The sequence below is a fragment of the Mycobacterium sp. NGS50 genome (assembly GCF_059812545.1).
Map to the genome: position 1 here is coordinate 20,800 of NZ_JCALCW010000041.1, position 23,622 is coordinate 44,421.

At 66.1% G+C, this 23,622-nt stretch carries 18 protein-coding genes; 12 read left to right on the forward strand and 6 right to left on the reverse strand.

All coding sequences use genetic code 11. The features are described 5' to 3' along the window. Positions 1-51 precede the first annotated feature (51 nt). The gene (locus AC5Y36_RS22520) at positions 52-954 is read right to left on the reverse strand and encodes an alpha/beta hydrolase-fold protein (protein ID WP_500043187.1); all 903 of its coding nucleotides are present in this window, start codon (positions 952-954) and stop codon (positions 52-54) included. Between the two features lie 76 nt (positions 955-1,030). On the opposite strand from AC5Y36_RS22520, the gene AC5Y36_RS22525 reads away from it, so the two are divergent. Together AC5Y36_RS22525 and AC5Y36_RS22530 are read left to right on the forward strand one after the other, a co-directional pair. After that, positions 1,031-1,651, forward strand: coding sequence for a TetR/AcrR family transcriptional regulator (locus AC5Y36_RS22525; RefSeq protein ID WP_500043188.1), 621 nt, complete (start codon positions 1,031-1,033; stop codon positions 1,649-1,651). A 53-nt stretch (positions 1,652-1,704) separates the two neighbouring features. Beyond that, entirely contained in the window at positions 1,705-3,081 is a 1,377-nt protein-coding gene (locus AC5Y36_RS22530) for an APC family permease (protein ID WP_500043202.1), read from the forward strand. On the opposite strand, the gene AC5Y36_RS22535 is transcribed toward AC5Y36_RS22530, so the two are convergent. Next, positions 3,044-4,552 (reverse strand): flavin-containing monooxygenase, encoded by a 1,509-nt coding sequence (locus AC5Y36_RS22535; protein ID WP_500043189.1) that lies wholly within the window; start codon positions 4,550-4,552, stop codon positions 3,044-3,046. The two genes, AC5Y36_RS22530 and AC5Y36_RS22535, sit on opposite strands and share 38 nt — an antisense overlap. Before the next feature lie 130 nt (positions 4,553-4,682). On the opposite strand from AC5Y36_RS22535, the gene AC5Y36_RS22540 reads away from it, so the two are divergent. Next, positions 4,683-5,924, forward strand: coding sequence for a PucR family transcriptional regulator (locus AC5Y36_RS22540; protein ID WP_500043190.1), 1,242 nt, complete (start codon positions 4,683-4,685; stop codon positions 5,922-5,924). A 7-nt stretch (positions 5,925-5,931) separates the two neighbouring features. On the opposite strand, the gene AC5Y36_RS22545 is transcribed toward AC5Y36_RS22540, so the two are convergent. The 3 genes from AC5Y36_RS22545 to AC5Y36_RS22555 form a co-directional block, all read right to left on the reverse strand. Further along, positions 5,932-7,041, reverse strand: coding sequence for an NDMA-dependent alcohol dehydrogenase (locus AC5Y36_RS22545; protein ID WP_500043191.1), 1,110 nt, complete (start codon positions 7,039-7,041; stop codon positions 5,932-5,934). Positions 7,042-7,123: 82 nt separating this feature from the next. Continuing rightward, positions 7,124-9,172 (reverse strand): hypothetical protein, encoded by a 2,049-nt coding sequence (locus AC5Y36_RS22550; protein WP_500043192.1) that lies wholly within the window; start codon positions 9,170-9,172, stop codon positions 7,124-7,126. A gap of 224 nt (positions 9,173-9,396) precedes the next feature. Beyond that, positions 9,397-10,410, reverse strand: a complete 1,014-nt coding sequence (locus tag AC5Y36_RS22555; protein WP_500043203.1) for an AraC family transcriptional regulator — start codon at positions 10,408-10,410, stop codon at positions 9,397-9,399. Positions 10,411-10,553: 143 nt separating this feature from the next. Here AC5Y36_RS22555 and AC5Y36_RS22560 point away from each other — a divergent pair, with 143 nt between their 5' ends. The 7 genes from AC5Y36_RS22560 to AC5Y36_RS22590 all read left to right on the forward strand — a co-directional run bounded on the left by AC5Y36_RS22560 (position 10,554) and on the right by AC5Y36_RS22590 (position 19,788). Then, positions 10,554-11,459 carry an SDR family NAD(P)-dependent oxidoreductase gene (locus AC5Y36_RS22560; RefSeq protein ID WP_500043204.1) on the forward strand — a complete coding sequence of 302 codons (906 nt, stop codon included), beginning with the start codon at positions 10,554-10,556 and terminating at the stop codon, positions 11,457-11,459. A 7-nt stretch (positions 11,460-11,466) separates the two neighbouring features. Beyond that, positions 11,467-12,951, forward strand: coding sequence for an aldehyde dehydrogenase family protein (locus AC5Y36_RS22565; protein ID WP_500043205.1), 1,485 nt, complete (start codon positions 11,467-11,469; stop codon positions 12,949-12,951). Positions 12,952-12,963: 12 nt separating this feature from the next. Further along, positions 12,964-14,118, forward strand: a complete 1,155-nt coding sequence (locus tag AC5Y36_RS22570) for an acyl-CoA dehydrogenase (protein WP_500043193.1) — start codon at positions 12,964-12,966, stop codon at positions 14,116-14,118. Between the two features lie 138 nt (positions 14,119-14,256). Continuing rightward, complete coding sequence (locus AC5Y36_RS22575; RefSeq protein ID WP_500043206.1) at positions 14,257-15,384, forward strand: alpha/beta hydrolase fold domain-containing protein; 1,128 nt, start codon at positions 14,257-14,259, stop codon at positions 15,382-15,384. Next, positions 15,384-16,796, forward strand: coding sequence for a WS/DGAT/MGAT family O-acyltransferase (locus tag AC5Y36_RS22580; protein ID WP_500043194.1), 1,413 nt, complete (start codon positions 15,384-15,386; stop codon positions 16,794-16,796). Before AC5Y36_RS22575 ends, AC5Y36_RS22580 begins: the two co-directional genes overlap by 1 nt. Next, positions 16,793-18,280, forward strand: a complete 1,488-nt coding sequence (locus AC5Y36_RS22585; protein WP_500043195.1) for a wax ester/triacylglycerol synthase family O-acyltransferase — start codon at positions 16,793-16,795, stop codon at positions 18,278-18,280. The genes AC5Y36_RS22580 and AC5Y36_RS22585 overlap by 4 nt, the downstream gene beginning before the upstream one ends. Further along, positions 18,277-19,788, forward strand: a complete 1,512-nt coding sequence (locus AC5Y36_RS22590; protein ID WP_500043196.1) for an acyl-CoA synthetase — start codon at positions 18,277-18,279, stop codon at positions 19,786-19,788. Before AC5Y36_RS22585 ends, AC5Y36_RS22590 begins: the two co-directional genes overlap by 4 nt. 5 nt (positions 19,789-19,793) lie before the next feature. On the opposite strand, the gene AC5Y36_RS22595 is transcribed toward AC5Y36_RS22590, so the two are convergent. Continuing rightward, entirely contained in the window at positions 19,794-20,663 is an 870-nt protein-coding gene (locus tag AC5Y36_RS22595) for a DUF429 domain-containing protein (RefSeq protein ID WP_500043197.1), read from the reverse strand. A gap of 40 nt (positions 20,664-20,703) precedes the next feature. On the opposite strand from AC5Y36_RS22595, the gene purB reads away from it, so the two are divergent. Continuing rightward, positions 20,704-22,119, forward strand: a complete 1,416-nt coding sequence (gene purB, locus AC5Y36_RS22600) for an adenylosuccinate lyase (RefSeq protein WP_500043198.1) — start codon at positions 20,704-20,706, stop codon at positions 22,117-22,119. Continuing rightward, complete coding sequence (locus tag AC5Y36_RS22605; protein ID WP_500043199.1) at positions 22,116-23,354, forward strand: cytochrome P450; 1,239 nt, start codon at positions 22,116-22,118, stop codon at positions 23,352-23,354. Before purB ends, AC5Y36_RS22605 begins: the two co-directional genes overlap by 4 nt. Positions 23,355-23,622 lie beyond the last annotated feature (268 nt).

The following is a 23,622-nucleotide window of genomic DNA, read 5'->3' on the forward strand; positions in this document are numbered from 1 at the left end:
CCCGGTAACGTTGTTACTAAGGCACATTTGCGTCTGCTCGCCGGAGAGACGTCAGGCCGTGAGCAGCGGGGCGGCCCAGGTCAGCTCGGCCGGCAACTGCGAACCCCAGAATCCCGGGTCATGCCCGCCGGGCGGGAAACCGCCCGCCGGCGGGGTGGGCAACTGGGCGACGAACTGCTGGGTCGCGGCGTAGAACGGGTCGCCGGTGCCGCAGTCCACCCGGATCGGGATCGACGCCAGCGCGGGCATCCCGAACACCGAGTTCGCCGCGAAATCGTCGGCGCCGTCGAACGCGCCCGGCGCCGCCGCGCCCGACGACAGCCACAGCGCCGGACTGACCGCGCAGATCGCCGCGGTGCGGGCCGGCCCGAGCCGGCCGCCGAGCAGCAGTGCCCCGTAGCCGCCCATCGACCAGCCCAGGAACCCCACCCGGGAGGTGTCCAGGCCCTGGCCGTCCAGCAGCGGGAGCAGCTCGCCCAGGACCATCGCCCCCGAATCCTCGCCGGACGCGCGTCGGTGCCAGTAGCTGCCGCCGCCGTCGACGGCGACCACCGCGAACGGCGGCAAACCCGCGGCGACGGCCTGCGCCAACCCCTGCTCGACACCGCCGGCCATCACCGTCGCCGCATCACTGCCTTTTCCGTGCAGCGCGATCAGCGGCCGCAGCGCGGTCGTCTGACCCGGCGGTCGCGCGATCGCCCAATTCGTCGAAATCCCACCGCGCGCCGCTGACACGAACGAACCGGTCGTCATCGTCGGCGCGGCGACTGCGGCAGGTTCCAGCGGCGGTGGGGGAGCCAGCGGTGCCGGCGCGGCGGGAGCCGGGGGGCCGGCATGTGAGGGTCGGGCCGTGACCAGCGTGCCCAGCACGCAGGCGCCCGCGGCGCCGGCGGCCGCACTCGCACCCAGCCGCAACAGGGTGCGGCGGCTCAGCTCGGACATGGCCGTCATCATGCCAGGGATGTCGGGGCCGGTGCCGTTTGACCGAAACGGCAATGCGGCACCGGCCTGACTGGCAGCATGAATAGCCGTGACAGGAGCGGTCACGCCCAAGGGGGAACGCCGACGGTATGCGCTGGTCAGCGCTGCCGCCGAGTTGCTGCGCGAGGGCGGTTTCGAGGCTGTGCGGCACCGGGCGGTGGCGCACCGGGCCGGCTTGCCGCTCGCGTCCACCACCTACTACTTCTCTTCGCTCGATGACCTGATCGCCAGCGCCGTCGAACACATCGGGATGCTGGAGGTGGCCCAGCTGCTGGCCCGCGTCGCCGATCTTCCCCGCCGCCGCCGCGGCACCGAGGCCACCGCCGACGTGTTGATCGACCTGCTGGTGGGCGACGAGGACGGCCCTCTGCTCACCGAGCAGCTGATCTCGCGTTATGAGCGCTACATCGCGTGCGCCCGGCTGCCGGCATTGCGCGACATCCAGCGTCGCATCCTGCACCAGCGCGACGACGCCGTCGTCGAGGCCATCGACCGTTCGGGCCGGCTGGTTCGGCCCGAACTGCTGTCGGCCTTGGTCTGCGCGGTCGACGGCGCCGTGGTGGCTGCCCTGGTCGATGACGGGCAAACTCCCCGCGACGCCGCGCGGGACACGTTGATCGATGTCATCGACGTGCTCGCCCCACTCGATCAGCCGATCGTCCTGGTTTGACCATCGGCCGGTCATCGGCATCGCAGCCCGGCGAGCCCCAGCTGCGCCGGGTGATGGGGCCCGGGCTGCTGCTGCTGTTCATCCTCGGCGACATCATGGGCACCGGCATCTACGCGCTGACCGGTGATGTCGCCGCCGAGGTCGGTGGCGCGGCATGGCTGCCGTTCCTGCTGGCATTTCTGATCGCCGCGGTCACGGCGCTGAGCTACCTGGAATTGGTCACCAAATACCCGCAGGCCGCCGGCGCGGCGCTGTATGCGCAGAAGGCGTTCGGCAGCCCGTTCGTCACGTTCCTGGTGGCCTTCGTGGTGATGTGCGCCGGCATCACCTCGGCGGCGACGGCGGCGCGCTTCTTCGCTGCCAACTTCCTCACCGCATTTCACTTCGGCTGGGGCACAACCGACGTCCTGGTGGTGGCGCTGCTGTTCATGGCGGCACTGGCCGCGGTCAACCTGCGCGGGGTGGGGCACAGTGTCAAGCTCAACGTCGGTCTGACCGTCATCGAGATCAGCGGCCTGCTGCTGGTGATCTTCGCCGGGCTGTGGGCGTTCACCGACGGCACCGACATCGATGCGTCGCGGCTGATCGCGTTCGACACCCCGGGAGACAAGAACGTCGTGCTGGCCGTCACCACCGCAACCTCGCTGGCATTCTTCGCGATGACCGGCTTCGAGGATTCGGTGAACATGGCCGAGGAGGTCCACGACCCGGCCCGGGTTTTCCCCAAGGTCCTGCTGTCGGGTCTCAGCATCGCCGCCGTCGTCTACGTCGTGGTGGCGATGGTCTCGGTGGCGTTGGTCCCCGTCAGCCAGCTCAAGGCCAGCCAGGCCCCACTGGTCGACGTGGCCCAGGCGGGCGCCCCCGGGCTGCCGATCAAGGACATCCTGCCGTTCATCTCGATGTTCGCGGTGTCCAACACCGCGCTGATCAGCATGCTGATGGCCAGTCGGCTGATCTACGGGATGGCCCGGCAGCGGGTGTTGCCGCCGGTGCTGAGCGTGGTCAGCCCGGTTCGTCGGTCGCCGTGGGTGGCGATCCTGTTCACCACGGCGATCGCGTTCGCGGTGATCCTCGATGTCACCGTCGTCGCCAGCGGAGACGCCGTCGAGATCCTCGGCGGCACCACGTCGCTGCTGTTGCTGGCGGTGTTCGCGATGGTCAATGTGGCGGTCCTGGTGCTGCGCCGCGACGCCCGGCGAACCGGCCGGCACTTCACCACGCCGACGGTGCTGCCGGTGATCGGGTGCGCGGCCTCGTTGTATCTGGTGACACCGTTGTCCGGCCGGGAGGGACAGGAGTATTTGCTGGCCGGGGTGTTGATTGCGGTCGGTGTGGTGCTCTCGCTGCTCACCGCCGCGTTCACCCGTCAGGCGGGGCCGCGCCGTGCAGGCATCACCGATGCCGCGAGCCTGGCCGAGACGCCGGAGTAGGGGCGGTGCTGATGGCGAACCGCAGTGCGCCGTCGCGCACCGGGCCCTCCCTCAACCGCGCGACATCCACCTCGTAGGCGTGCCGGACCTGCCACGGCCCGCGGGTACCGCTGCGCGGGAACTTCGCGATCGCCCGCTGGACGTAGCCCGAGCTCATGTCCATCAACGGCACCCGCTCCATGCCCGGGTCGTCGAGGATCGGGACCACGGTGTCGTATCCCTGGGCGTCCATGTGGTCGAGCAGCCGACAGAAGTGCTCACAGACCAGATCCACCTTGAGCGTCCAGGCGATGTTCGTGTAGCCCAGGGCGAACGCGAGGTTGGGCACGCCGGAGAGCATCATCGCCTTGTAGGCGACGGTGTCCGGCAGGTGCACGGGCGCTCCGTCGACGTGCAGCGCGATCTTACCGAACGGCGACATGTTCAGCCCGGTCGCGGTGACGATGATGTCGGCCGCCAACTCCTGCCCCGAGTCCAACCGGATGCCGGTTTTGGTGAACCGGGAGATCCGGTCGGTGACCACCGACGCCCGCCCCGACGAGAAACACTTGAACAGATCCCCGTCGGGCACCATGGCCAGCCGCTGTTCCCACGGGTTGTAGCGCGGGCTGAAGTGGGTGTCGACGTCAAAGTCCTTGGGCAGCTGGCGGGCCACGTTGGCGATCAGCAGCCGGCGCATCAGCGTCGGGAACCGCATGCAGGCCTTGAACACGGTGCGGCTGAGCAGAATGTTCTTGCGCCGGATGATCTTGTACGCCCGGTCGTGGCCGAGCACTCTGTTCAACACGTTGGCCAGCGGGTCGGAAGCCGGAAGCGACAACACGTAGCTCGGTGAGCGTTGCAGCATGGTGATGTGACTGGTGGAGTCGGCCATCGCCGGAATCAGCGTGACCGCCGTGGCGCCGCTGCCGATGACCACCACCCGCTTACCGGCGTAGTCCAACTGCTCGGGCCAGTGTTGGGGATGGATCACCGGTCCTTCGAACTCGTCGACACCGGCGAACTCGGGGATGAAGGGCTGCTCGTAGTCGTAGTACCCGGTGCCCAGAAACAGCCACCGCGCCCGGAATTGCACCGACTGACCGGCGTGCTCGGCCGTCACCGTCCACGCCGCATCCGGCGAAGAGAACTCCGCCGAGCGCACCTGGTAGCCGAACCGCATATGCCCCGCCAGGCCGTTCTCCTCGACGACCTCACGCAGGTAGTTCAAGATGATGTGTCCATCGGCGATCGACTTGCGATCGGTCCACGGCTTGAAGCCGAAGCCGAACGTGGGCATATCCGAGTCAGATCGGATACCGGGGTATTTGTGCAGGCTCCACGTCCCCCCGATTTCGGCGCGCCCGTCCAGCACCACGAACGACGTCGCGGGCCGGCGGGTCTTGAGGTGATAGGCGATCCCGATTCCAGAAATCCCGGCGCCGACCACGAGAACGTCGACGTCCGTCGTAGGAGTGGTCACGGGCGGCATCTCCTGACGCTGGGCGGGCGGCGAACGGGTTCACGGTAACGGTGCGCGCGCCGGCATCCTATGGTCCGCCGCCCTGATTTTTTGGCCAAATATGTGCGGCCACATACCTCGTCGATACAGACTCGACCGCATGGATGTGCCGTCGGAGGAGATCGTCGAACTGATGGGCCAGGTGGCCGAGTTGATGTTGGCCGACCTCGACGATCTGGTCGCCGAGATGGATGCGGCGGAGATCGAACTGAGCCCGTTCATGGGTGCTGACGCGGCGTTGACGGCGGAGATGTCGGCCAGCAACCGGGCCAACGCGGCGCGCCTGTTCAGCATGTTCGCTCGGCGTGACGGTCGGGTATCAACGATCGATGTCCCGCCCGAGGCCTTGGATGTGGCCCGGACCGTCGCGCGGCGCGGCGTGGACCTCGATGTCATCTTCCAGTCCTATCGCCGTGGGCAGAACATCGCCTGGCGGCGCTACATGGCGCACGCCACCAGCCTGGCGTCGGCCGGTCCGGTGTTGCTGCAGCTGTTGGAAATCTCGTCGCAGTTGACGTTCGAATACGTCGACCAGGTGGTCAGCCGTGTCATCGCCGAGGCGCAGCGCGAACGCGAGGAGGTGCTCGGAGGTGCGTTGGCGCGGCGCACCGAAACGGTGCGGCTGATCCTCGACGGTGCCCCGATCGACAGCCGCCGGGCCAGCGAGCGCCTGGGCTACGAGCTCGAGCGCCGGCACACCGCCCTGGTGCTGTGGGCCCCGCCGCCTGGCGAAATCCAGGGCGCGCTGGAATCGGCCGCCAACGTCTTGGCGCGGGCGGTCGGCGTCCGTCGACCGCTGACGTTGCCGGCCGGAACCTCCACACTGTGGGCGTGGTTGATCACCGAGTCCACCCTCCAGTTCGATGCTCTGCGCGACGCGGTCAGCCAAGCCCAGTCGAATATCCGGGTTGCGGTGGGCCCCACCCGCCCCGGTATCGCCGGCTTCCGCCGCTCCCACGTCGCGGCACTGGCCGTGCAACGGCTGCTCGCGGTGCACCCGGACGGGCCGCGGATCGCGTTCTACCACGACCTGGAAGTGACCGAGCTGGCTGCGCAGAACATGGATCGGGCAGCCGAATTCGTTTCCACCACACTGGGGCCGCTGGCCGAGGACACCGCGAGCGCGGCGCGGCTACGCGAGACCCTGCGGGTGTTTCTCGACGTGGCCGAAAACGCGCCACGCGCGGCCGCCCGCCTGCATACCCACCGCAATACCGTGCTGCAACGGGTGGCGCGGGCGGCCGAACTGCTCGGCTGCCAGCCCGGCGAGCGCAGGCTGGCGATCGAGCTCGCGCTCGAGCTGGCGCACCAGATCGGTCCCCGCGTGCTGACCCGAGCCTGACCCATGCTCAGTCGTGGACGATGATGCCGCGAATGTTCTTGCCGTTGCGCAGATCCTCGTAGCCTTGGTTGACGTCTTCGAGGCGGTAGCGGGTGGTGATGAGTTCGTCGAGTTTGAGCTGGCCGGCATCGTAGAGACGCAGCAGACGCACAATGTCGTACTGCGGGTTGGCCGAGCCGAACAGTGTTCCCTTGATCGTCTTTTCCATCAGCGCCATTATCGTCCCGGACACGTGGATGGTCAGCTTCTCCGGGTTGGCCAGGCCGGTGACCACGACCACGCCGCCCTTGCCGACGGCGTCGAATGCCGCCGAGATGACGTCCTCGTCGACGACACCGACGGTGACGATGGCCTGGTCGGCGCCCTGGCCCCAGGACAGCTCGTTGATCTTCTCGGCGGCTTCGGCTGCGGTGGCAAAGGCATGTGTGGCACCGAATTTCAGCGCCATGGTTCGCTTGAACTGGACCGGGTCGACGACCACCACGTACCGGGCGCCGGAGTGCACCGCACCCTGCACCGCGTTGATGCCGATGCCGCCGACACCGTAGATCACCGTGATGTCGCCCGCGCGGACGTTCCCGGCGTAGGTGGCGCTGCCCCAGCCCGTCGGTACCCCACAGCCCGCTAGCACGGCGGTCTCCAGGGGCAGCCAGTCGTCGACTTTCACCACGGAGTGCTGGGAGATCACCGCCCGCTCGGAGAAGGTGCCCAACATGCAGAACGCGCCGATATCCATTGCTCCGCTGTGAAATCGGAAGGTACCGTCCGGCATGCAGCCGTCCAGAATCGTGGCGCCCATATCGCAAAGGCTTTGCCGGCCGGTGGAGCAGTACCGGCAGGTGCCGCAGTTGGGGATGAAGCAGCACACCACGTGATCGCCCGGCTTGACCTTGGTGACCCCGGAGCCGACTTCCTCGATGATGCCGGAGCCCTCATGCCCGCCGACGATGGGATACCGCGGCGGTAGGTCGCCGTCGGTGAGATGCAGGTCGGAATGGCACAACCCGGCGGCGGTGTAGCGGATCAACACCTCGCCCGGACCGGGACCGTCGAGGTCGAGTTCCATGATCTCGTACGGCTTTCCGGCTTCCAGCAACACCGCTGCGGTGGTCTTCACGGCCCTCTCCTTACAGATTGGTTGTTGTTGGCCTCCCGCCGGGATCGCCCCGGGCGGGAGGCCACGCTTCAGCAGCGGGGGATCAGCCCAGCCCGGAGAACAGGTCGGTCAGCATGGTGCTGAAGTCGGCTGCCTGCACCGACACCGACGACGCCATGGTGTTGGTCAGCGTTTCACTGAGCGTGTCGTTCAGCTCGGACAGCTGCGCCCACAGGGTGTTGGTCAGATCCGTGCCGTCCGTTGCGTTCAGCAGCGCCACCCCCAGGTCGTCGCGAGCGTTGAGGAAGCCGGCAGTGATGCTGGTTGCCGGATCGAACAGCGCGTCGTTGAACAGCGTCCCGAAGGAGTTCAGGCTGGCCATCAGGTTCGACGAGTCCGACCAGTAGTCGCTGGTCTGCATCGCGGCGAAGGTCTGCTCGGTGAGGTGCTGAAATTGCAGCCCGGCCAGGAGGGTCGGCAGCTCGATGTCCTTCAGCGCCAGCGGCAGGTTGTTCACCAGCGCATTGAAGCTGCCCTCCGGGTGCTCGAACACGTTGGTGAACACGTTGGTCCAGTTGGGGCCCAGCTCTGCGGTGAGCATCCGGTCGAAGACCGAGGGCACCGAGTCCTGCCCGCCGAACAGCTTGTCGAACGTGTCCGCGCCGATCGCGTCCTTGATCTGGCCGATCTGCAGGTTGTCCCACAGCCAGTTGATGTTCGACGACTGGTGGAACGAATAGCCGTACTCGAGCAACCGCTCCTGGGCCAGCGCCGCGTACTCCTCCGGGGTGATGGTGGGCATATCCGCCGGCAGGTAATCCTTGAGATCGTCGATCGGCACCACGGTGGTTTGGATGTCGGGGTTGGTGATTTCCCCGGTCACGTCTTGCCAGCGCAGCAGGACGCCGCCATGGGTGAGGTCACCGATGTTCACCCAGTTGGCGTAACCCGGGTTCTCGCCGCTGAGGATGTAATAGGTGTAGCCGTCGTCGCCCTGGAAGATTTGGGTGCTGTTCAAGCTGCCGGTCACGCTGGCGAACGGAACGTACTGCCCCCATTCGTTGGTGACCTGCAAGCCGTGGTACGCGGCGTCGATCTCGGGCACCTTGAGCACTAGCGCCTGACCGGGCTCCAGCGCAAAGTTACCCATGCTGCTGACCTGACCCGGCAGGGTCAATCCCGGGATGTTGGCGGCGGTATCGCCGAGCTGGCTGAACTCGTTCGGGTCGTTCAGCAGCGGGTACTGGATCTGGTGATAGTAGGTGTCCGACATGTTCACCAACGGCAGCACCTTGCCGCTGATGCCCAGGATGGTGGCGATCTGGGTGTCGTTGAGCCACGGAATGACGTTCTCCGCACCGTCTTTGACGATGTCGACGTCGTTGTGAATCTGGCCCCAGTCGCCGACCGTGTCGCGCACCAGCAGCGAGGTCGCCCCGGCGCTGCTGAACCAGTTGGCGCCGTTCCCGGGGTCGGTGGCGCTCACGATGATGGTGTAGCTGCCGTCCGCGTTGGGGGTCGCGTTGGCGAAGCTGAAGCTTTGCAGCGGGGCGAAATTCGATTGCGCGACGCTGCCGGAATAGGTTGCCAGCCCCCCGCCGATGGAACCATCACCGGGGTTGACCGTGACGGTATAGCTGCCGTTCGGGTCCAACGGCATCAGACCGTACTGGTTGTCCGGGTTGCCGTAGATCAGGTACGACTGCGGGTCGGCCGCCGAAGCGTTCCACATGAACGGGGCCGAGGTCTGGGCGGTGCCGTCGAGGACCGGCAGTTCGCCCAGGCCGGGGAATTTGAGGGTGCCGCTGTTGAATTGGGCCAAGATGATCGCCAGGGTTGTCGCTGACATGTTCTGGACGTACTGCGGGAGCATGCCGTCCGACGACTGGTGGTCGATGAAATCGAACAGTGGGCTGTTGGCGTCGAGGTCGGCGATGCTGGCCTGGGCCTGCTCGATCGCGGCGACCGCGCCTTGCAGGGCGGTGGCATCGGCCGTGGCGTGCGGGGCCACCAGCATCATCGCCAGCGCGCCGGCTCCCATGGTGGATGCCACGCCGGCCATCTGAACGACTCGGCGCACCGTGCGGCGGCGTTCTGCGCGGTTGGCGGGTGCGATCGTCGATGCGTGCGACGTGGCGATGGCGTGTGACATGGGGTCCTCCGTGGTTCTGTGATACCTGAGTCGGGCTGTGTACGACGGCCCGGTTCATCCGCCGTGCCGCTGAGTTTCAACTGACCGTGGATCGAGTGACGAGCCGCGGTCCATGGCATGGCGTGTGATGCGATTCACGCTAAAGCGGCCGCAACCTTAACGGGATGTGCATTCGCTCAGGATTCTCACGGGCGTATGTGTGGCTGCACATACAAACCGGGGTTCTAGTTCGAGCTGCGGTTGAATCCGCCGTCTTGGCACTGTCGTGGCGTCTTTCCGAACCAGCGCTGGCAGGACCGGTTGAGCGCACTCTGCTCGGTGTAGCCGAGCAGGACGACGACCTGCCGGATCGGCAGCCCCGGTTCGGCGAGGTACCGCATCGCCTGGCGGCGGCGTTCCGCATCGATAATCTCTCGGCCGCCAACGCCTTCGACAGCCAAACGGCGTTGCAGCGTCCGCGGATGCATTGCCAGTTCGGCCGCGATGACATCGATGCTGCACTGCCCGGTGGGCAGCAGTCGGCGCGCCAGTTCGGTCACGCGCGCCGCCAGCGGTGACGTGTTCGGCAGGTAGGTGGACTCCAGATACCGGGTGGCGATGCGCCGGGTATCGGGGTCCGCATTCTCGATACGCCGTTCGGCCAGATGGACCGGCAACTCGAACCCGCACCAGGTCTGCCCGAAGCGCACCGGGCAACCCAGCGCCTCCTGGTAGGCGTCGTCCGGACCATGTTGGTTGTGCATGAACGAGATCGCGTCGGACCGGGCGTCTGGTCCCCCCAGCAACCGCAGGATGCGCACCGCGATACCCATACTCAGCTCGTAGGACTGTAGGGGGTAGGGAATCCCCCGTTCGATCACCTCGTAGGTGAACGTGATGCCTCGCTCGGTTCGCCGTTCGGTCAGTTCCAGTGCGGGGGAATGGATGTAGAGATAGCGCGCGATTGCACTCAGACCGCTCAGCAGGGTCTGGGCGTTTCGGGCAATCACCGCCAGCGGACCGAGGATGTGCAGGCCCTGCAGGGACGAAAGGCGCAGACCGAAGTCCGGGCACCGGAGTTCATCGGCGGTGGCTTCCAGCATCCGAACGAATGCTCCGACCGGAACGAATGCGTCCTCCCGGCGTTCGGCCTCGGCCGGGAGGTGGAACCGTGACAGCAAATCCATCGGGTTCCCGCCGAGGTCGCGGACCAGCTCGTCGTAGCCCCAGGTGGCCGGCGCGCGGATGAAACTGCCCAGCGACGCCACGTCCACCACCTCCCTTGTCGGAAAATGATAAAAGAGTGTCGGGAATTGTCAAGACCGGTGCGGTCGCCGGTGGTGATGATCGTGGCGTGATTTCGAAAAGCATCGTCCGGCCGATAGCCGGGCTCAGCGCCAAGTTGGGTGTTCACCCAGGAAAAGGGCGCGATCGCGTAAGCCAGTTCGCGGGCAAGGTCGTCGTCATCACCGGCGCAGGGTCGGGTATCGGCAAAGCGCTCGCGCTCAACCTCGCCGCGAAAGGCGCGAAGCTGGCCCTCTCCGATATCGACGCAGAGGGCCTTATGGACACGGCGCGTCAAGCCGAAGCGCTGGGAGCACAGGTGAAGTCCGACCGGCTCAATGTGACCGAGCGGGCGAAGGTAATGGCCTACGCCGAGGACGTGGTCGCGCACTTCGGCCGGGTTCACCAGGTCTACAACAACGCCGGAATCGCATACAACGGCGACGTCGAGAATGCGACGTTCAAGGACATGGAACGGGTCATGGACGTCGACTTCTGGGGCGTCGTCAACGGGACCAAAGCATTTCTGCCGCACCTGATTGCGTCGGAGGACGGACACATCATCAACGTCTCGAGCCTGTTCGGCCTGATCGCGGTCCCAGGCCAAAGCGCTTACAACGCGGCAAAATTCGCGGTACGCGGGTTCACCGAGGCGTTGCGGCAGGAAATGCTGATCAGCGGCTACCAGGTCAAGGTGACCTGTGTGCATCCAGGCGGCATCAAGACCGCGGTTGCCCGCAACGCGACCGTCTGCGACGGCGAAGACGTGCAGACCCTTGCCCAGTTCTACGACAAATACCTGCTGCTGCATTCGCCGGAGATGGCGGCAGAGACCATTCTCGATGGCGTACGCAAGGGCAGCGCCCGGGTCGTGATCGGCTGGGAGGCACGCGCTCTCGACGTGCTGGCTCGGGTTGCCGGGCCGGGGTATCAGCGCCTGACAGCCGCGGCCGCCGCACGATTCTTCCCGTGGATCCGGGGAGCCGGCGCGAACACCGGAGGCGTCCGTGTCATCAGCCACTGAGTTTGCAATCCGGGCCGACGTCCGGTCTTTCCTGGATCGTAGGAAGCAGCTTCTCATCGGCGGTCAGTGGGTCGATGCGGTGTCTGGGCGCAGGTTCGCTACGCATGATCCAGCTACCGGGGCCGTGCTGGCCGAGGTCGCCCACGCGCAAGCCGACGATGTGAACCGTGCGGTGACCGCGGCCCGTGCGGCGTTCGATGACGGTCCGTGGCAGTCGATGAAGCCCAACGAGCGCGCGCAACTGCTGTGGCGGGTAGGCGACCTGATCGCCGAGCGGGCAGCGCAGTTCGGTGAACTGGAGGCATTGGACAACGGTAAGTCTGCCGGAGTGGCGACGGTGGTAGACGCCGGCTTGTCGGCGGACGCCTTCCGCTACTACGCAGGCTGGGCCACCAAGATCACCGGCACCACGGTCGATGTGTCCATGCCGTTGGTTCCGGGTGGGCGATTCCACGCCTACACGTTGCGGGAGCCGGTCGGCGTATGCGGGTTGATCGTGCCGTGGAACTTCCCGCTGCTGATGGCGGCGTGGAAGCTGGCGCCGGCGCTGGCGGCCGGCAACACCGTCATCCTCAAACCGGCTGAACAAACACCGCTGACGGCTCTGCTGCTCGGCGAAATATTCTGCGAGGCAGGCTTTCCCTCTGGGGTGGTGAACATCGTCACCGGATACGGGGACGTCGGCGCCGCACTGGCCGCGCACGACGGAGTCGACAAGGTCGCCTTCACCGGGTCCACCGAGGTCGGCAAGCTGGTCGTGGACGGTGCCCGCGGCAATCTGAAGAAGGTGTCGCTGGAGTTGGGCGGCAAGAGCCCCAATGTCGTGTTCGCCGACGCAGATTTCGACGCCGCCGTCGCCGGTTCGCTCAATGCCTGGCTGTTCAATCACGGCCAATGCTGCGTCGCCGGAACACGGTTGTTCGTGGAAGACACGATCTTCGCCGATTTCACCGACGCCGTCGCGCAGGCCGCGTCCAAAGTGAAGATCGGTCCGGGCCTGGATCCGGCCACCGAACTCGGCCCGCTGGTCTCGGCCGACCAGTTCGACAAGGTCACCGGCTATCTGCGGGACGGATTGGCCGCCGGGGCTCGCGCGCTGACCGGCGGAAAACGCCACGGCGAGCATGGCTTTTTCGTGGAGCCCACGGTGTTTGTGGATGTGCGCCCGGAGTTCAGCATCGTGCGCGAAGAAATCTTCGGACCGGTCGTGGCGGCCCTGCCGTTCAACGCCGACGCGGGCATCGGTGCCGCGGTGCAGGCGGCCAACGACTCGAACTACGGCCTGGCGGCCGGTGTGTGGACCCGCGACATCTCCAAAGCCCACCGGGTCGCGCGCGCCTTGAAAGCCGGGTCGGTGTGGGTCAACCAGTACAACGGCTTCGACACTGCGATGCCGTTCGGCGGCTACAAGCAGTCCGGGTGGGGCCGTGAACTCGGGCCGGACGCATTGGATCTGTACCTGCAGACCAAGTCGGTCAACATCGCACTTTGAGGGAGAAGTCGAATGAATCCGTCGTTTGATGTGTTCAAGCTGCCGCAGGAGCATGACGAGTTGCGGGCGGCGATTCGGGCGTTGGCGGAGAAGGAGATCGCTCCGTATGCCAAGGATGTCGATGAGAACGCGCGGTTCCCCGAAGAGGCGTTGGTGGCGTTGAATGCGTCGGGGTTCAATGCGGTGCATGTGCCTGAGGAGTTTGGTGGGCAGGGTGCGGATTCGGTGGCGGCGTGCATTGTGATCGAGGAGGTGGCTCGGGTTGATGCGTCGGCGTCGTTGATTCCGGCGGTCAACAAGTTGGGCACGATGGGGCTGATTTTGTCGGGGTCCACTGAGTTGCAGGCGCAGGTGTTGCCGTCGTTGGCGGATGGGTCGGCGATGGCGTCGTATGCGCTTTCGGAGCGTGAGGCCGGCTCTGATGCGGCTTCGATGCGCACCCGGGCGCGCGCCGACGGGGATGACTGGATTTTGAACGGGTCGAAGTGCTGGATCACCAATGGTGGGAAGTCGACGTGGTACACGGTGATGGCGGTGACCGATCCGGATCTGGGGGCTAACGGCATTTCGGCGTTCATGGTGCATGCCGATGATGAGGGTTTCACCGTGGGTCCCAAGGAGCACAAGTTGGGGATCAAGGGGTCTCCGACGACGGAGTTGTATTTCGAGAATTGCCGCATTCCCGGGGATCGGATCATCGGGGAGCCGGGGACGGGGTTTAAGACGGCGTTGCGGACCCTGGATCACACCCGGCCCACGATCGGGGCGCAGGCGGTGGGGATCGCTCAGGGTGCGTTGGATGCGGCGATCGCCTACACCAAGGATCGTAAGCAGTTCGGGAGTGCGGTCAGTGATTTTCAGGGGGTGCAGTTCATGATCGCCGATATGGCGATGAAGCTGGAGGCCGCCCGGTTGATGGTGTATCACGCTGCTGCGCGTGCTGAGCGTGGGGAGACCGCGCTGGGCTTCATTTCGGCGGCGTCGAAGTGTTTTGCCTCCGATGTGGCCATGGAGGTCACCACCGATGCGGTGCAGTTGTTCGGCGGTGCCGGCTACACCACCGATTTCCCGGTCGAACGCATGATGCGCGACGCCAAGATCACCCAGATCTATGAAGGCACCAACCAAATCCAACGAGTCGTCATGAGCCGAGCTTTGCTGCGCTGACCAGCGTCCAGGTGTAGCCGAAGGATTCGAGGAACGGAAAAGGAGGACGCCGTCGTGGCTAGCAGTGACAAAGCTCGGGCCGGGCGCGTGCGTCCTCGCGCCAAGACGCTGTTCCGCACCAGCCCGGTCGACCACTTGATGTCGCTGAGTGAATCATTCGCGTCGGTACCGGTCGTCGGCAAACGGCTTGCGCCGCTCGGCGCACTGACTGCGGCCGCCATGTGGGTCGGAGGACGTGCACCCGGTATCGCATCCGCCGCGGTCAGGGGAATGCTCACACCGGAGCGAGGTGCGGGCGGCGGACGGCACTCCCAGCTCGCCGAAGAATTGTGCGAGGCCGCACTACGCGGCATCGTGCCAGCCGAACGGCTCGAGACCGGCTGGCCTGCACCGGATCGGCTGGCACCGGTGTTGAGGTACCGCCGCCAGCGTCGCCAATATCTGTACCAAGCCTCGGTGCGGTACGGAAACGCGCCCGAACAGGTGCTGGACATCTGGCGACGGCCCGAACTGCCCGCCACGCCGGCGCCGGTGCTGGTATTCGTGCCGGGCGGCGGATGGGTGCACGGTCGCCGTGCGCTGCAGGGCAACGCACTGCTGAGCCACCTCGCCGAACAGGGCTGGGTGTGCCTGTCGATCGACTATCGCGTCTCGCCCCGCCATCGCTGGCCGCGTCACCGCGACGACGTCAAGACCGCAGTCGAGTGGGCACGGGCCAATGCGGAAAGCTTCGGTGGCGAAACCGATTTCATCGCGGTCGCCGGTGCCTCGGCGGGCGGACATCTGGCCGCGCTGACCGGCCTGACCGACACCTCGGTGGGCGCGGTCGTGGGTCTCTACGGACGCTATGACTGGGAGGACCGCTCGACCCCGGAGCGGCGCCGGTTCATGGACTTCATCGAGCGGGTTGTCGTAAAGACGCGCTACGAGGACCACCGGGAGCAGTTTCGGGCGGCGTCGCCGATCGCGCAGGTCGGACCGCAGGCCCCGGCATTCCTGGTGGTGCACGGCACCGCCGACACCATTATCCCGGTGGCCCAGGCGGCGGAGTTCGTCGAACGGCTGCGGGCGATTTCGCGGTCACCAGTCGGCTATCTGGAGCTTCCCGGCGCACACCACGGGTTCGATGTGACCGACGGCAGACGAACCCCGTCGGTGGTCACGGCGATCGGGCTCTTCCTTGGCGAGGTTCATCGCTCCTACCGGCTGGACCGCGGGGATTCCGGGGCCGAAGCCCGCCCGAGAAACGTAGTGCGGAGGAAATGATGGAACGACTCAATGGAGTCGACGCATTCATGCTGGGCATGGAGACACCGAAGGCGTATATGCATACGTTCAAGGTGGCGATCATCGATCCGTCCACCGATCCCGACGGATGGTCCTTCCAGAAGTTCTGCACCGAGGCGGGACGCCGGCTGCACCTGATGCCGCTGCTGCGGTGGAAATACCTCGACTCACCGCTCGGCCTGAATCATCCGTACTGGGTTGAGGATCCCGACTTCCAGCTGGTATACCATATTCGCCGCGTCGCCTGCCCGCCGCCGGCCGATCACAAGAGTTTGTGCGAGTTCATGGCCGACATCTACGCCTACCAACTCGACCGCAGCCGGCCGCTGTGGATGATCTGGGTGGTCGAGGGACTCGCCGACGGCAAGGTCGCCCTCGTCATGCTCGTGCACCACGCGTACGTGGACGGCGTCGGCGCCTCCTGGCTGATGCAGCGGTTCTACCAGCCGCAGCCGAGCGTGAAATCCGAGGATCCCCCGGCCTACAACCCGGCACCGCTGCCGTCTCGGCTGACCCGCTTGGGCTGGGCGGTGCGCGACTTTCCCGAGGTCGCCATCGCCAACATGCCGAAGGTAGGCAAAGGGCTGTGGAGCACGTTCATGCTGGAGCGCAAACGGAAGGCGGCGGGTGCGCCGCCGCATCCCAAGGCGGGGATGATGCGGCGGACACCGCTGAACATCACCTTGAGCGCCGGGCGCACCTTCGTCTGCGACAGCGTCCCGCTGGACAGCTTCATCAGGGTGAGCAAAGCGCAGCACGTCACCATCAACGACGTGTTCAGTACGTGTGTGGCCGGAGCGGTCCGACGCCTGCTCATCGACCTTGACTACCAGCCGGATGAGCATCCGCTGATCGGCGCGACCCCGTTCGCCGGCGAACGGCCCGCCGGGATGGAAGGTCGGGGCAACTTCGCGACCCAAGACTTCTGCTGGATCCGCAGCGACATCGCCGATCCGCTGCAGCGGTTGCAGGCCAGCCGTGAGGCCAACCTCGAGATGAAAGAACACATCAAAGCGGTCAAGGAGGCCGGCGCCGACATCAGCGCGCTGATGCAGATCGTCCCGCCATGGGGAATCACGCTGATCCGCAAGGCGATCCATCGCAAGGGCGGCAGTTTCGGCCTGTTCGGAAATCTGGTGCTGTCCAACGTACCCGGTCCGAAAGATGCGCTGTACCTGGATAACTGGAAGCTCGACAACTGGTTCTCCACCGGCCAACTGGCCGATGGCACCGGACTGAACATCACCATGTGGAGCTACTGCGGGCGGGCGAACATCTGCATGCTGATGGACCGCGAGGTGCTGAAGGACGGCTGGCAGCTGTTCGGCTACTTCGTCGACGAACTGAATGCGCTGCTGGCCGTGTCCGACGATGAGGAGGCCACCCGATGAGCGGGATTAGTCCGATGGACCTGTCGTTTCTGTTGTTGGAGAACGCGAACCGGCCGTTTCATATGGCCGCGATGACGATCTACCAGAAGCCGCGCGGACAGGAAGCCACGTTCGGGCCACAACTGTTCGACGCCTATCGCCACAGTCAGGCGGTCAAGCCGTTCACCAACAAACTCAAATGGCTGGGCTCCGACATCGCGGCATGGGAGACCGTCGAGCCGGACATGGAGCATCACGTCCAGCAGATCGATTTGCCCGCGCCGGGCACCGTGGAACAGTTCTACGAACTGGTGTCCTCCCTCAACGCAGGGCTGCTCGACCGCAGCCGGCCGCTGTGGGAGTGCTACATCATCGATGGCCTGGAAAACGATCGCCTCGCCATCATGATCAAGGTGCATCACGCGCTCATCGACGGTGAGGGCGGGCTGCGGGTGATGCGCAACTTCATGAGCGACAGACCCGACGACGAACGGCTGGCCGCACCCTGGATGGCAAACGAGAACGGCCGCAAGTCACGGCGTTCCCGTCCCAACCCCTCCCAGGTGCAGCGCCTTCAGGGAATGCTGAAGGGACTGGCGAAGCTGCCCGCTGACGTCATCGGGATCGGCAACGACATCGTCGACTTCAGCGCGCAATCGCTGAACCTGAAATCGCGAATGGCGGCGGTTCCGTTCACCGCACGACGAACCTTGTTCAACAACACCGCGAAGTCGGCGGCACGCTCCTACGCCGACACCGGATTGCCGTTGGCCGACGTCAAGGCCGTGGCCGTCGCGACCAACACCTCCGTCAACGATGTCGTGATGGCCGTCATCGACGACGCCCTGCACAGCTATCTACGCGAACATTCGGCGTTCACAGACCGTCCGCTGGTGGCGTTCATGCCGATGTCGCTGCGCGAGGAACCCGGCGGTTCAGCGAGGCTCGCCGGAGGCGAGGCGAAGCTGGGACCGCCGCATGAGCTCGGCGGTTCGGGGGGTAACCAGGTCAGCGCCGAACTGATCGCGCTGGGTGCCCCGCAGGCGAGTGTCGGCGAGCGGCTGCGTCAGATCAACGCCATGACAACGCAAGCCAAGGACAAAGGCCGTCGTATGCAGACGACGTCGCGGCAGGTCTATGCATTGCTGTTGGCCGGCAGCCTGGCGGTGTCGGACGCCGTGCCGGGGTTCGGCAGTGTGCCGAGCGCCAACCTGGTGATCTCGAATATGAAAGGGCCGGCCGAGCAACTCTATTTGGCCGGTGCGCCGCTGGTCGCGTTCCTGGGCTTGCCGATCCTGCCGCCGGGTGCCGGACTCAATGTCACCTTCGCCAGCGTGACCGACACCATCCGCATCGCCGTCGGCGCCGCACCGGAAGCCGTGGCCGAGCCTTTCCGGCTGACCGGGCTGATCGATGACGCTTTCGGGCGGCTGCAGACCGAGGTCGGTGCCGCAGCAACCACAACCCGGCCCAAGACCTCGCCCAGAACCCGGAGGACTCCATGAAGAACATCGGGGCCATGCTCAGACAGCGTGCCGTCGTCACCCCTGCACTCGAGGCGTACGTCGAACCGTCGTCGTCTGCGCGGCTGGACTACACGCAGCTCAACGAGCTGGCCAACCGCTGCGCCGCCGTACTGATCTCGCTCGGCATCGGCAAGGGCGACCGGGTGGCGCTACTGATGCCCAACAGCGTCGAATTCTGTTGCCTGTTCTACGGTGCCGCCAAGATCGGGGCTGTTGTCGTACCCCTCAACACCCGGCTGGCCGCACCGGAACTGGAATTCATCCTGTCCGACAGCGGCAGCAAGGTTCTGGTATACGGCGACGATTTCACCGCGGTCGCCGACGCCGTGCGGGCGGGCGGCGCCCACCCCAGCAGCATCACCGGCTGGGTGCCGGTATCCGGTGGCGCCGATTCGCTGCGCGAGCGCCTCGCGGCCGCGGACGCGGACGAACCCGGCGTCGAATGCGGCGGCTCGGACAACCTGTTCATCATGTACACCTCGGGCACCACCGGAAATCCGAAAGGTGTTGTTCACACGCATGACTCGGTGCACTCGGCGGCGACATCCTGGTCTTTGACCGTCGATGTCCGGGCCAAGGACCGGGTGCTGCTGCCGCTGCCGATGTTCCACGTGGCGGCGCTGACGACGGTCATCTTCTGCGCAATGCGCGGCATCACGCTGATCTCGATGCCCCAGTTCGATCCGAGCACGGTGTGGACGCTGATCGTGCAGGAGCGGGTCACCATCGGTGGTGCGGTGCCGGCGATCCTCAACTTCATGCGCCAGGTGCCCGGGTTCGACGAACTCGACGCGCCCGACTTCCGTTTCTTCATCACCGGCGGGGCCCCCATGCCCGAGCCGCTGATCAAGCTGTATGCCGCCAAGAACATGCAGGTCGTGCAGGGCTATGCGCTCACCGAATCATGCGGTGGCGGAACGCTGCTGCTCGGTGACGACGCCTTGCGCAAGGTGGGCTCGGCGGGGCGGGCCTGCATGTTCGCCGACATTCGGGTGCGCGGCGACGACGGGGTGATCCGCGAAGGCGGGGACGGCGAAGTCGTCATCAAATCCGACTTCCTGCTCAAGGAGTACTGGAACCTCCCGGACGCCACCCGCGACGCCTTCGATGACGGGTGGTTCCGCACCGGAGACATCGGTGAGATCGATGGCGAGGGCTACCTTTACATCAAAGACCGCCTGAAGGATATGATCATTTCCGGCGGCGAGAACATCTACCCCGCGGAGATCGAGAATGTCGTGATCGGCATCCCCGGCGTCAGCGAGGTGGCGGTGATCGGGCTGCCCGACGAGAAGTGGGGGGAAATCGCCTGCGCCATCATCGTTGGCGACCAAGGCCAGCTCAGTGAGCAGCGCATCATCGATGCGTGCGGCACCCAGCTGGCGCGCTTCAAGGTACCCAAGAAAGTCATCTTCGCCGAGGCGATCCCACGCAACCCGACCGGCAAGATCCTCAAGAGGGTGCTGCGCGAGGAATACATCCGCTGACCGCGCTACGGGTCGGTGTCGCTGCCGAGCGCGCGCCGAATATCGGTCAACCCGCGTTGCGCCGCGTCGAGAAGTGCCGCGACGTGGCCGATCTGCTCGCGCAGCGCGTCGATGTCCGGTTGTGGCACCGGGGCCCCGCGGGGCGCCAAAGCCATGTCGTGTGGAAGCGTCGGTGTGACGATGTACCCGGTCGCGAAGTCGCCGTAGATCGTCACATCGTCGGGTCGGTGATACCAATACAGCGCCACGTACGCGCACACCACGGCGTCGACGGGATCCTCGTCCCGATCGAGTTGGCCCGGTCGGGTAGCGGCGGCAATCCGTCTGCGCAGCTCCACCCACGACACGTTGTGGTTCACCCGCAGCCGCGGTGTCGCCGTGTCGAGTCCTTCGATCAGGGTCATCAACTGCAGCAGCTCACGCTGGCGGTCCTCGAACGTGCCCCGCTTGTACTTCAGGGTCTTGGGTAGGCCGAACAGCGCGACGGTGGCCGGGTGCGGATACACCTCGACCGCCCGCCGTGTCGCCGTGGACGCAGGATTCATGTCCAAACCGAGCGCCGCCGCGATCCGCGCGCCGCGCGGATCGACGAACTCTGGTCGCTCGGTGTAGGCGGGTCGTGCGCCGGCCTCGAATCGCTGGAAGTCACGGTTGAGCGCCGTCTCGCAAGGTCGATACCCGCTCGAGTTCTTCACGATCAACGGCGCATCGATCGCCACCAGGCAGTCGCCGCCGACAAAGGGTGCCACCGCTGCCTCGATACTGGCGTCGTCCTGCACGGCACTGACATGCAGCAACCGGCCGTCGGCGTCCACTACCGCGACACCGGTGCGGTTCTTCTCACCCCAGGCGAGATCGAGCCCAACGAAGTACATCCGTCCACTGTGCCCCAGCGCGACCGTAAGCTGTGTCGTTGTGAGTATCCCCAACGTGCTGGCCACCCGGTATGCCAGCGCCGAGATGACGGCGATCTGGTCGCCGGAGGCAAAGATCGTCGCCGAGCGGCGGCTGTGGATCGCGGTGCTGCGCGCCCAGGCCGAGCTGGGTGTGCCGGTGGGCGCCGAGGTGATCGGCGACTACGAGCGGGTGCTCGAGGATGTCGACCTGGGCTCGATCGCCGCGCGCGAACGGGTCACCCGCCACGACGTCAAGGCCCGCATCGAGGAGTTCAACGCGCTGGCCGGCCACGAACACGTGCACAAGGGGATGACCAGCCGGGACCTGACCGAGAACGTCGAACAGCTGCAGATCCGTCGGTCCCTGGAATTGCTGTTCAACCACGGCGTGGCGGTGGCGGCCCGGCTGGCCGAGCGGGCGGTCAGCTACCGCGACCTGGTGATGGCCGGGCGCAGCCACAACGTCGCCGCCCAGGCGACCACCCTGGGCAAGCGGTTCGCCAGCGCCGCCCAAGAGACCCTCATCGCGTTGACCCGGGTGCGGGAACTGCTCGATCGCTACCCGCTACGCGGCATCAAGGGCCCGATGGGCACCGCCCAGGACATGCTGGACCTGTTCGACGGTGACGCCACCAAGCTGGCCGACCTGGAACGCCGCATCGCCGAATATTTGGGTTTTGCAACCGTATTGACCAGCGTCGGACAGGTCTACCCCCGGTCGCTGGACCACGACGTGCTCTCCGCGCTGGTGCAGTTGGGTGCCGGCCCGTCATCGCTGGCCCACACCGTGCGGCTGATGGCCGGGCACGAACTGGTCACCGAGGGATTCGCGCCCGGGCAGGTCGGGTCGTCGGCGATGCCGCACAAGATGAACACCCGCAGCTGCGAGCGGGTCAACGGGCTGCAGGTGGTGCTGCGCGGCTACGCCTCGATGACCGCTGAACTGGCCGGTGCGCAGTGGAACGAGGGCGACGTGTTCTGCTCGGTGGTGCGCCGGGTGGCGCTGCCTGACGCGTTCTTCGCCGCCGACGGACAGATCGAAACTTTCCTGACGGTGCTCGACGAGTTCGGTGCCTACCCCGCGGTGATCAGCCGTGAACTGGACCGCTACCTGCCGTTCTTGGCCACCACCAAGGTGCTGATCGCGGCGGTGCGGGCCGGGATGGGCCGCGAAGCCGCCCACGAGGTGATCAAGGAACACGCGGTCGCTACCGCGTTGGCGATGCGTGAGGGCGCCGAACCCGACCTGCTGGACCGGTTGGCCGCCGACGTGCGCCTGCCGCTGGACCGGGCGGCGATCGACACCGCACTGGCCGATAGGCAGGCGTTCACCGGCGCCGCCGGTGACCAGGTGGACCAGGTGGCCGCGGCGGTGGACGCGCTGGTGACCCGCTACCCCGATGCCGCCGCATACTCCCCGGGCGCGATCCTGTGACCGCCCCCGGCGCCCTGTCCGGGATCGACTTCACCGACCTGGACAACTTCGCCGCCGGGTTCCCGCACCATCTGTTCGCCATCCATCGCCGCGAAGCTCCGGTGTACTGGCATGAGCCGACCGAACGAACCCCTGATGGTGAAGGGTTTTGGTCGGTGGCGACCTACGCGGAAACCTTTGAGGTGCTGCGTGACCCGGACACATTCTCATCGGTGACCGGCGGTGACCGACCGTTCGGCGGCACCTTGCTGCAGGACCTGTCGATCGCCGGGCAGGTGCTCAACATGATGGACGACCCGCGGCACGGTCAGATCCGCCGGCTGGTCAGCTCCGGGCTGACACCGCGGATGATCCGGCGCGTCGAAGACGACCTGCGTACCCGCGCCCGCAGCCTGCTCGACGGAATCGAGGCCGATGCGCCGTTTGACTTCCTGGTCGACGTCGCCGTGGAGTTGCCGATGCAGATGATCTGCATCCTGCTCGGCATCCCGGAATCCGACCGGCACTGGCTGTTCGAGGCGATCGAGCCCAGCTTCGATTTCCGCGGCTCCCGCGAGGCCGTCGTCTCCCGGCTGTCGGTGGAGGAGGCCGGATCCCGGATCTACAACTACGGCCAGGAACTGATCGCCGCCAAACGCACCAATCCGACCGACGACATGCTGTCGGTGGTCGCCAACGCCACGGTCGAAGACCCCGAGGCGTCGAGCTTGTCCGACATCGAGCTGTATTTGTTCTTCAACCTGCTCTTCAGTGCGGGTGCCGAGACCACCCGCAACGCCATCGCCGGCGGGATGTTGGCCCTGGCCGAGCACCCCGACCAATTCCGGTTGCTGCGTAGCGATCCCAAGTTGCTGCCGAGCGCGGTGGAGGAGATTGTCCGGTGGACGTCGCCGTCACCGTCCAAGCGGCGCACCGCCACCCTCCCCGTGACGCTGGGCGGCCAGCAGATCGAGGCCGGGCAGAAGGTGCTGGTGTGGGAAGGCTCGGCCAACCGCGACCCGGCCGTGTTCGAGAACCCCGATCACTTCGACGTCACCCGTAAACCCAACCCACATCTGGGTTTCGGTCAGGGTGTGCACTTCTGCCTGGGGGTCAACCTGGCCCGCCTCGAGCTGCGAGTGCTCTATGAGGAACTGCTGGCCCGCTTCGGCGAGGTGCGGGTGGTGGCTCCGGTGGAGTGGGCGCGCAGCAACCGGCACACCGGTATCCGGCACATGATGGTGCAACTGCGGTGATCTTGGTGCACGCTGTGTGAGGGTTTTGCTCGAACGCGTGAAGTAACGCCCCTGGGACGCTACGACTGAGGATGCACTCGTCCAGCCTTCTTTTCGCGAGACCCTCACGAAAATCGCGCAGAACGACGGCCTGTACATCGCCGGATGGACAGCCATGTGATCTGGTGGGTGACGTGCCCGCGTTCGGCTTTTGGTGATGATGTCCTGACCGGCAACGCTGCAACGGCCATGGCGGGTGTGTGTAACGACGGTACGGGTTTGCGTGCGG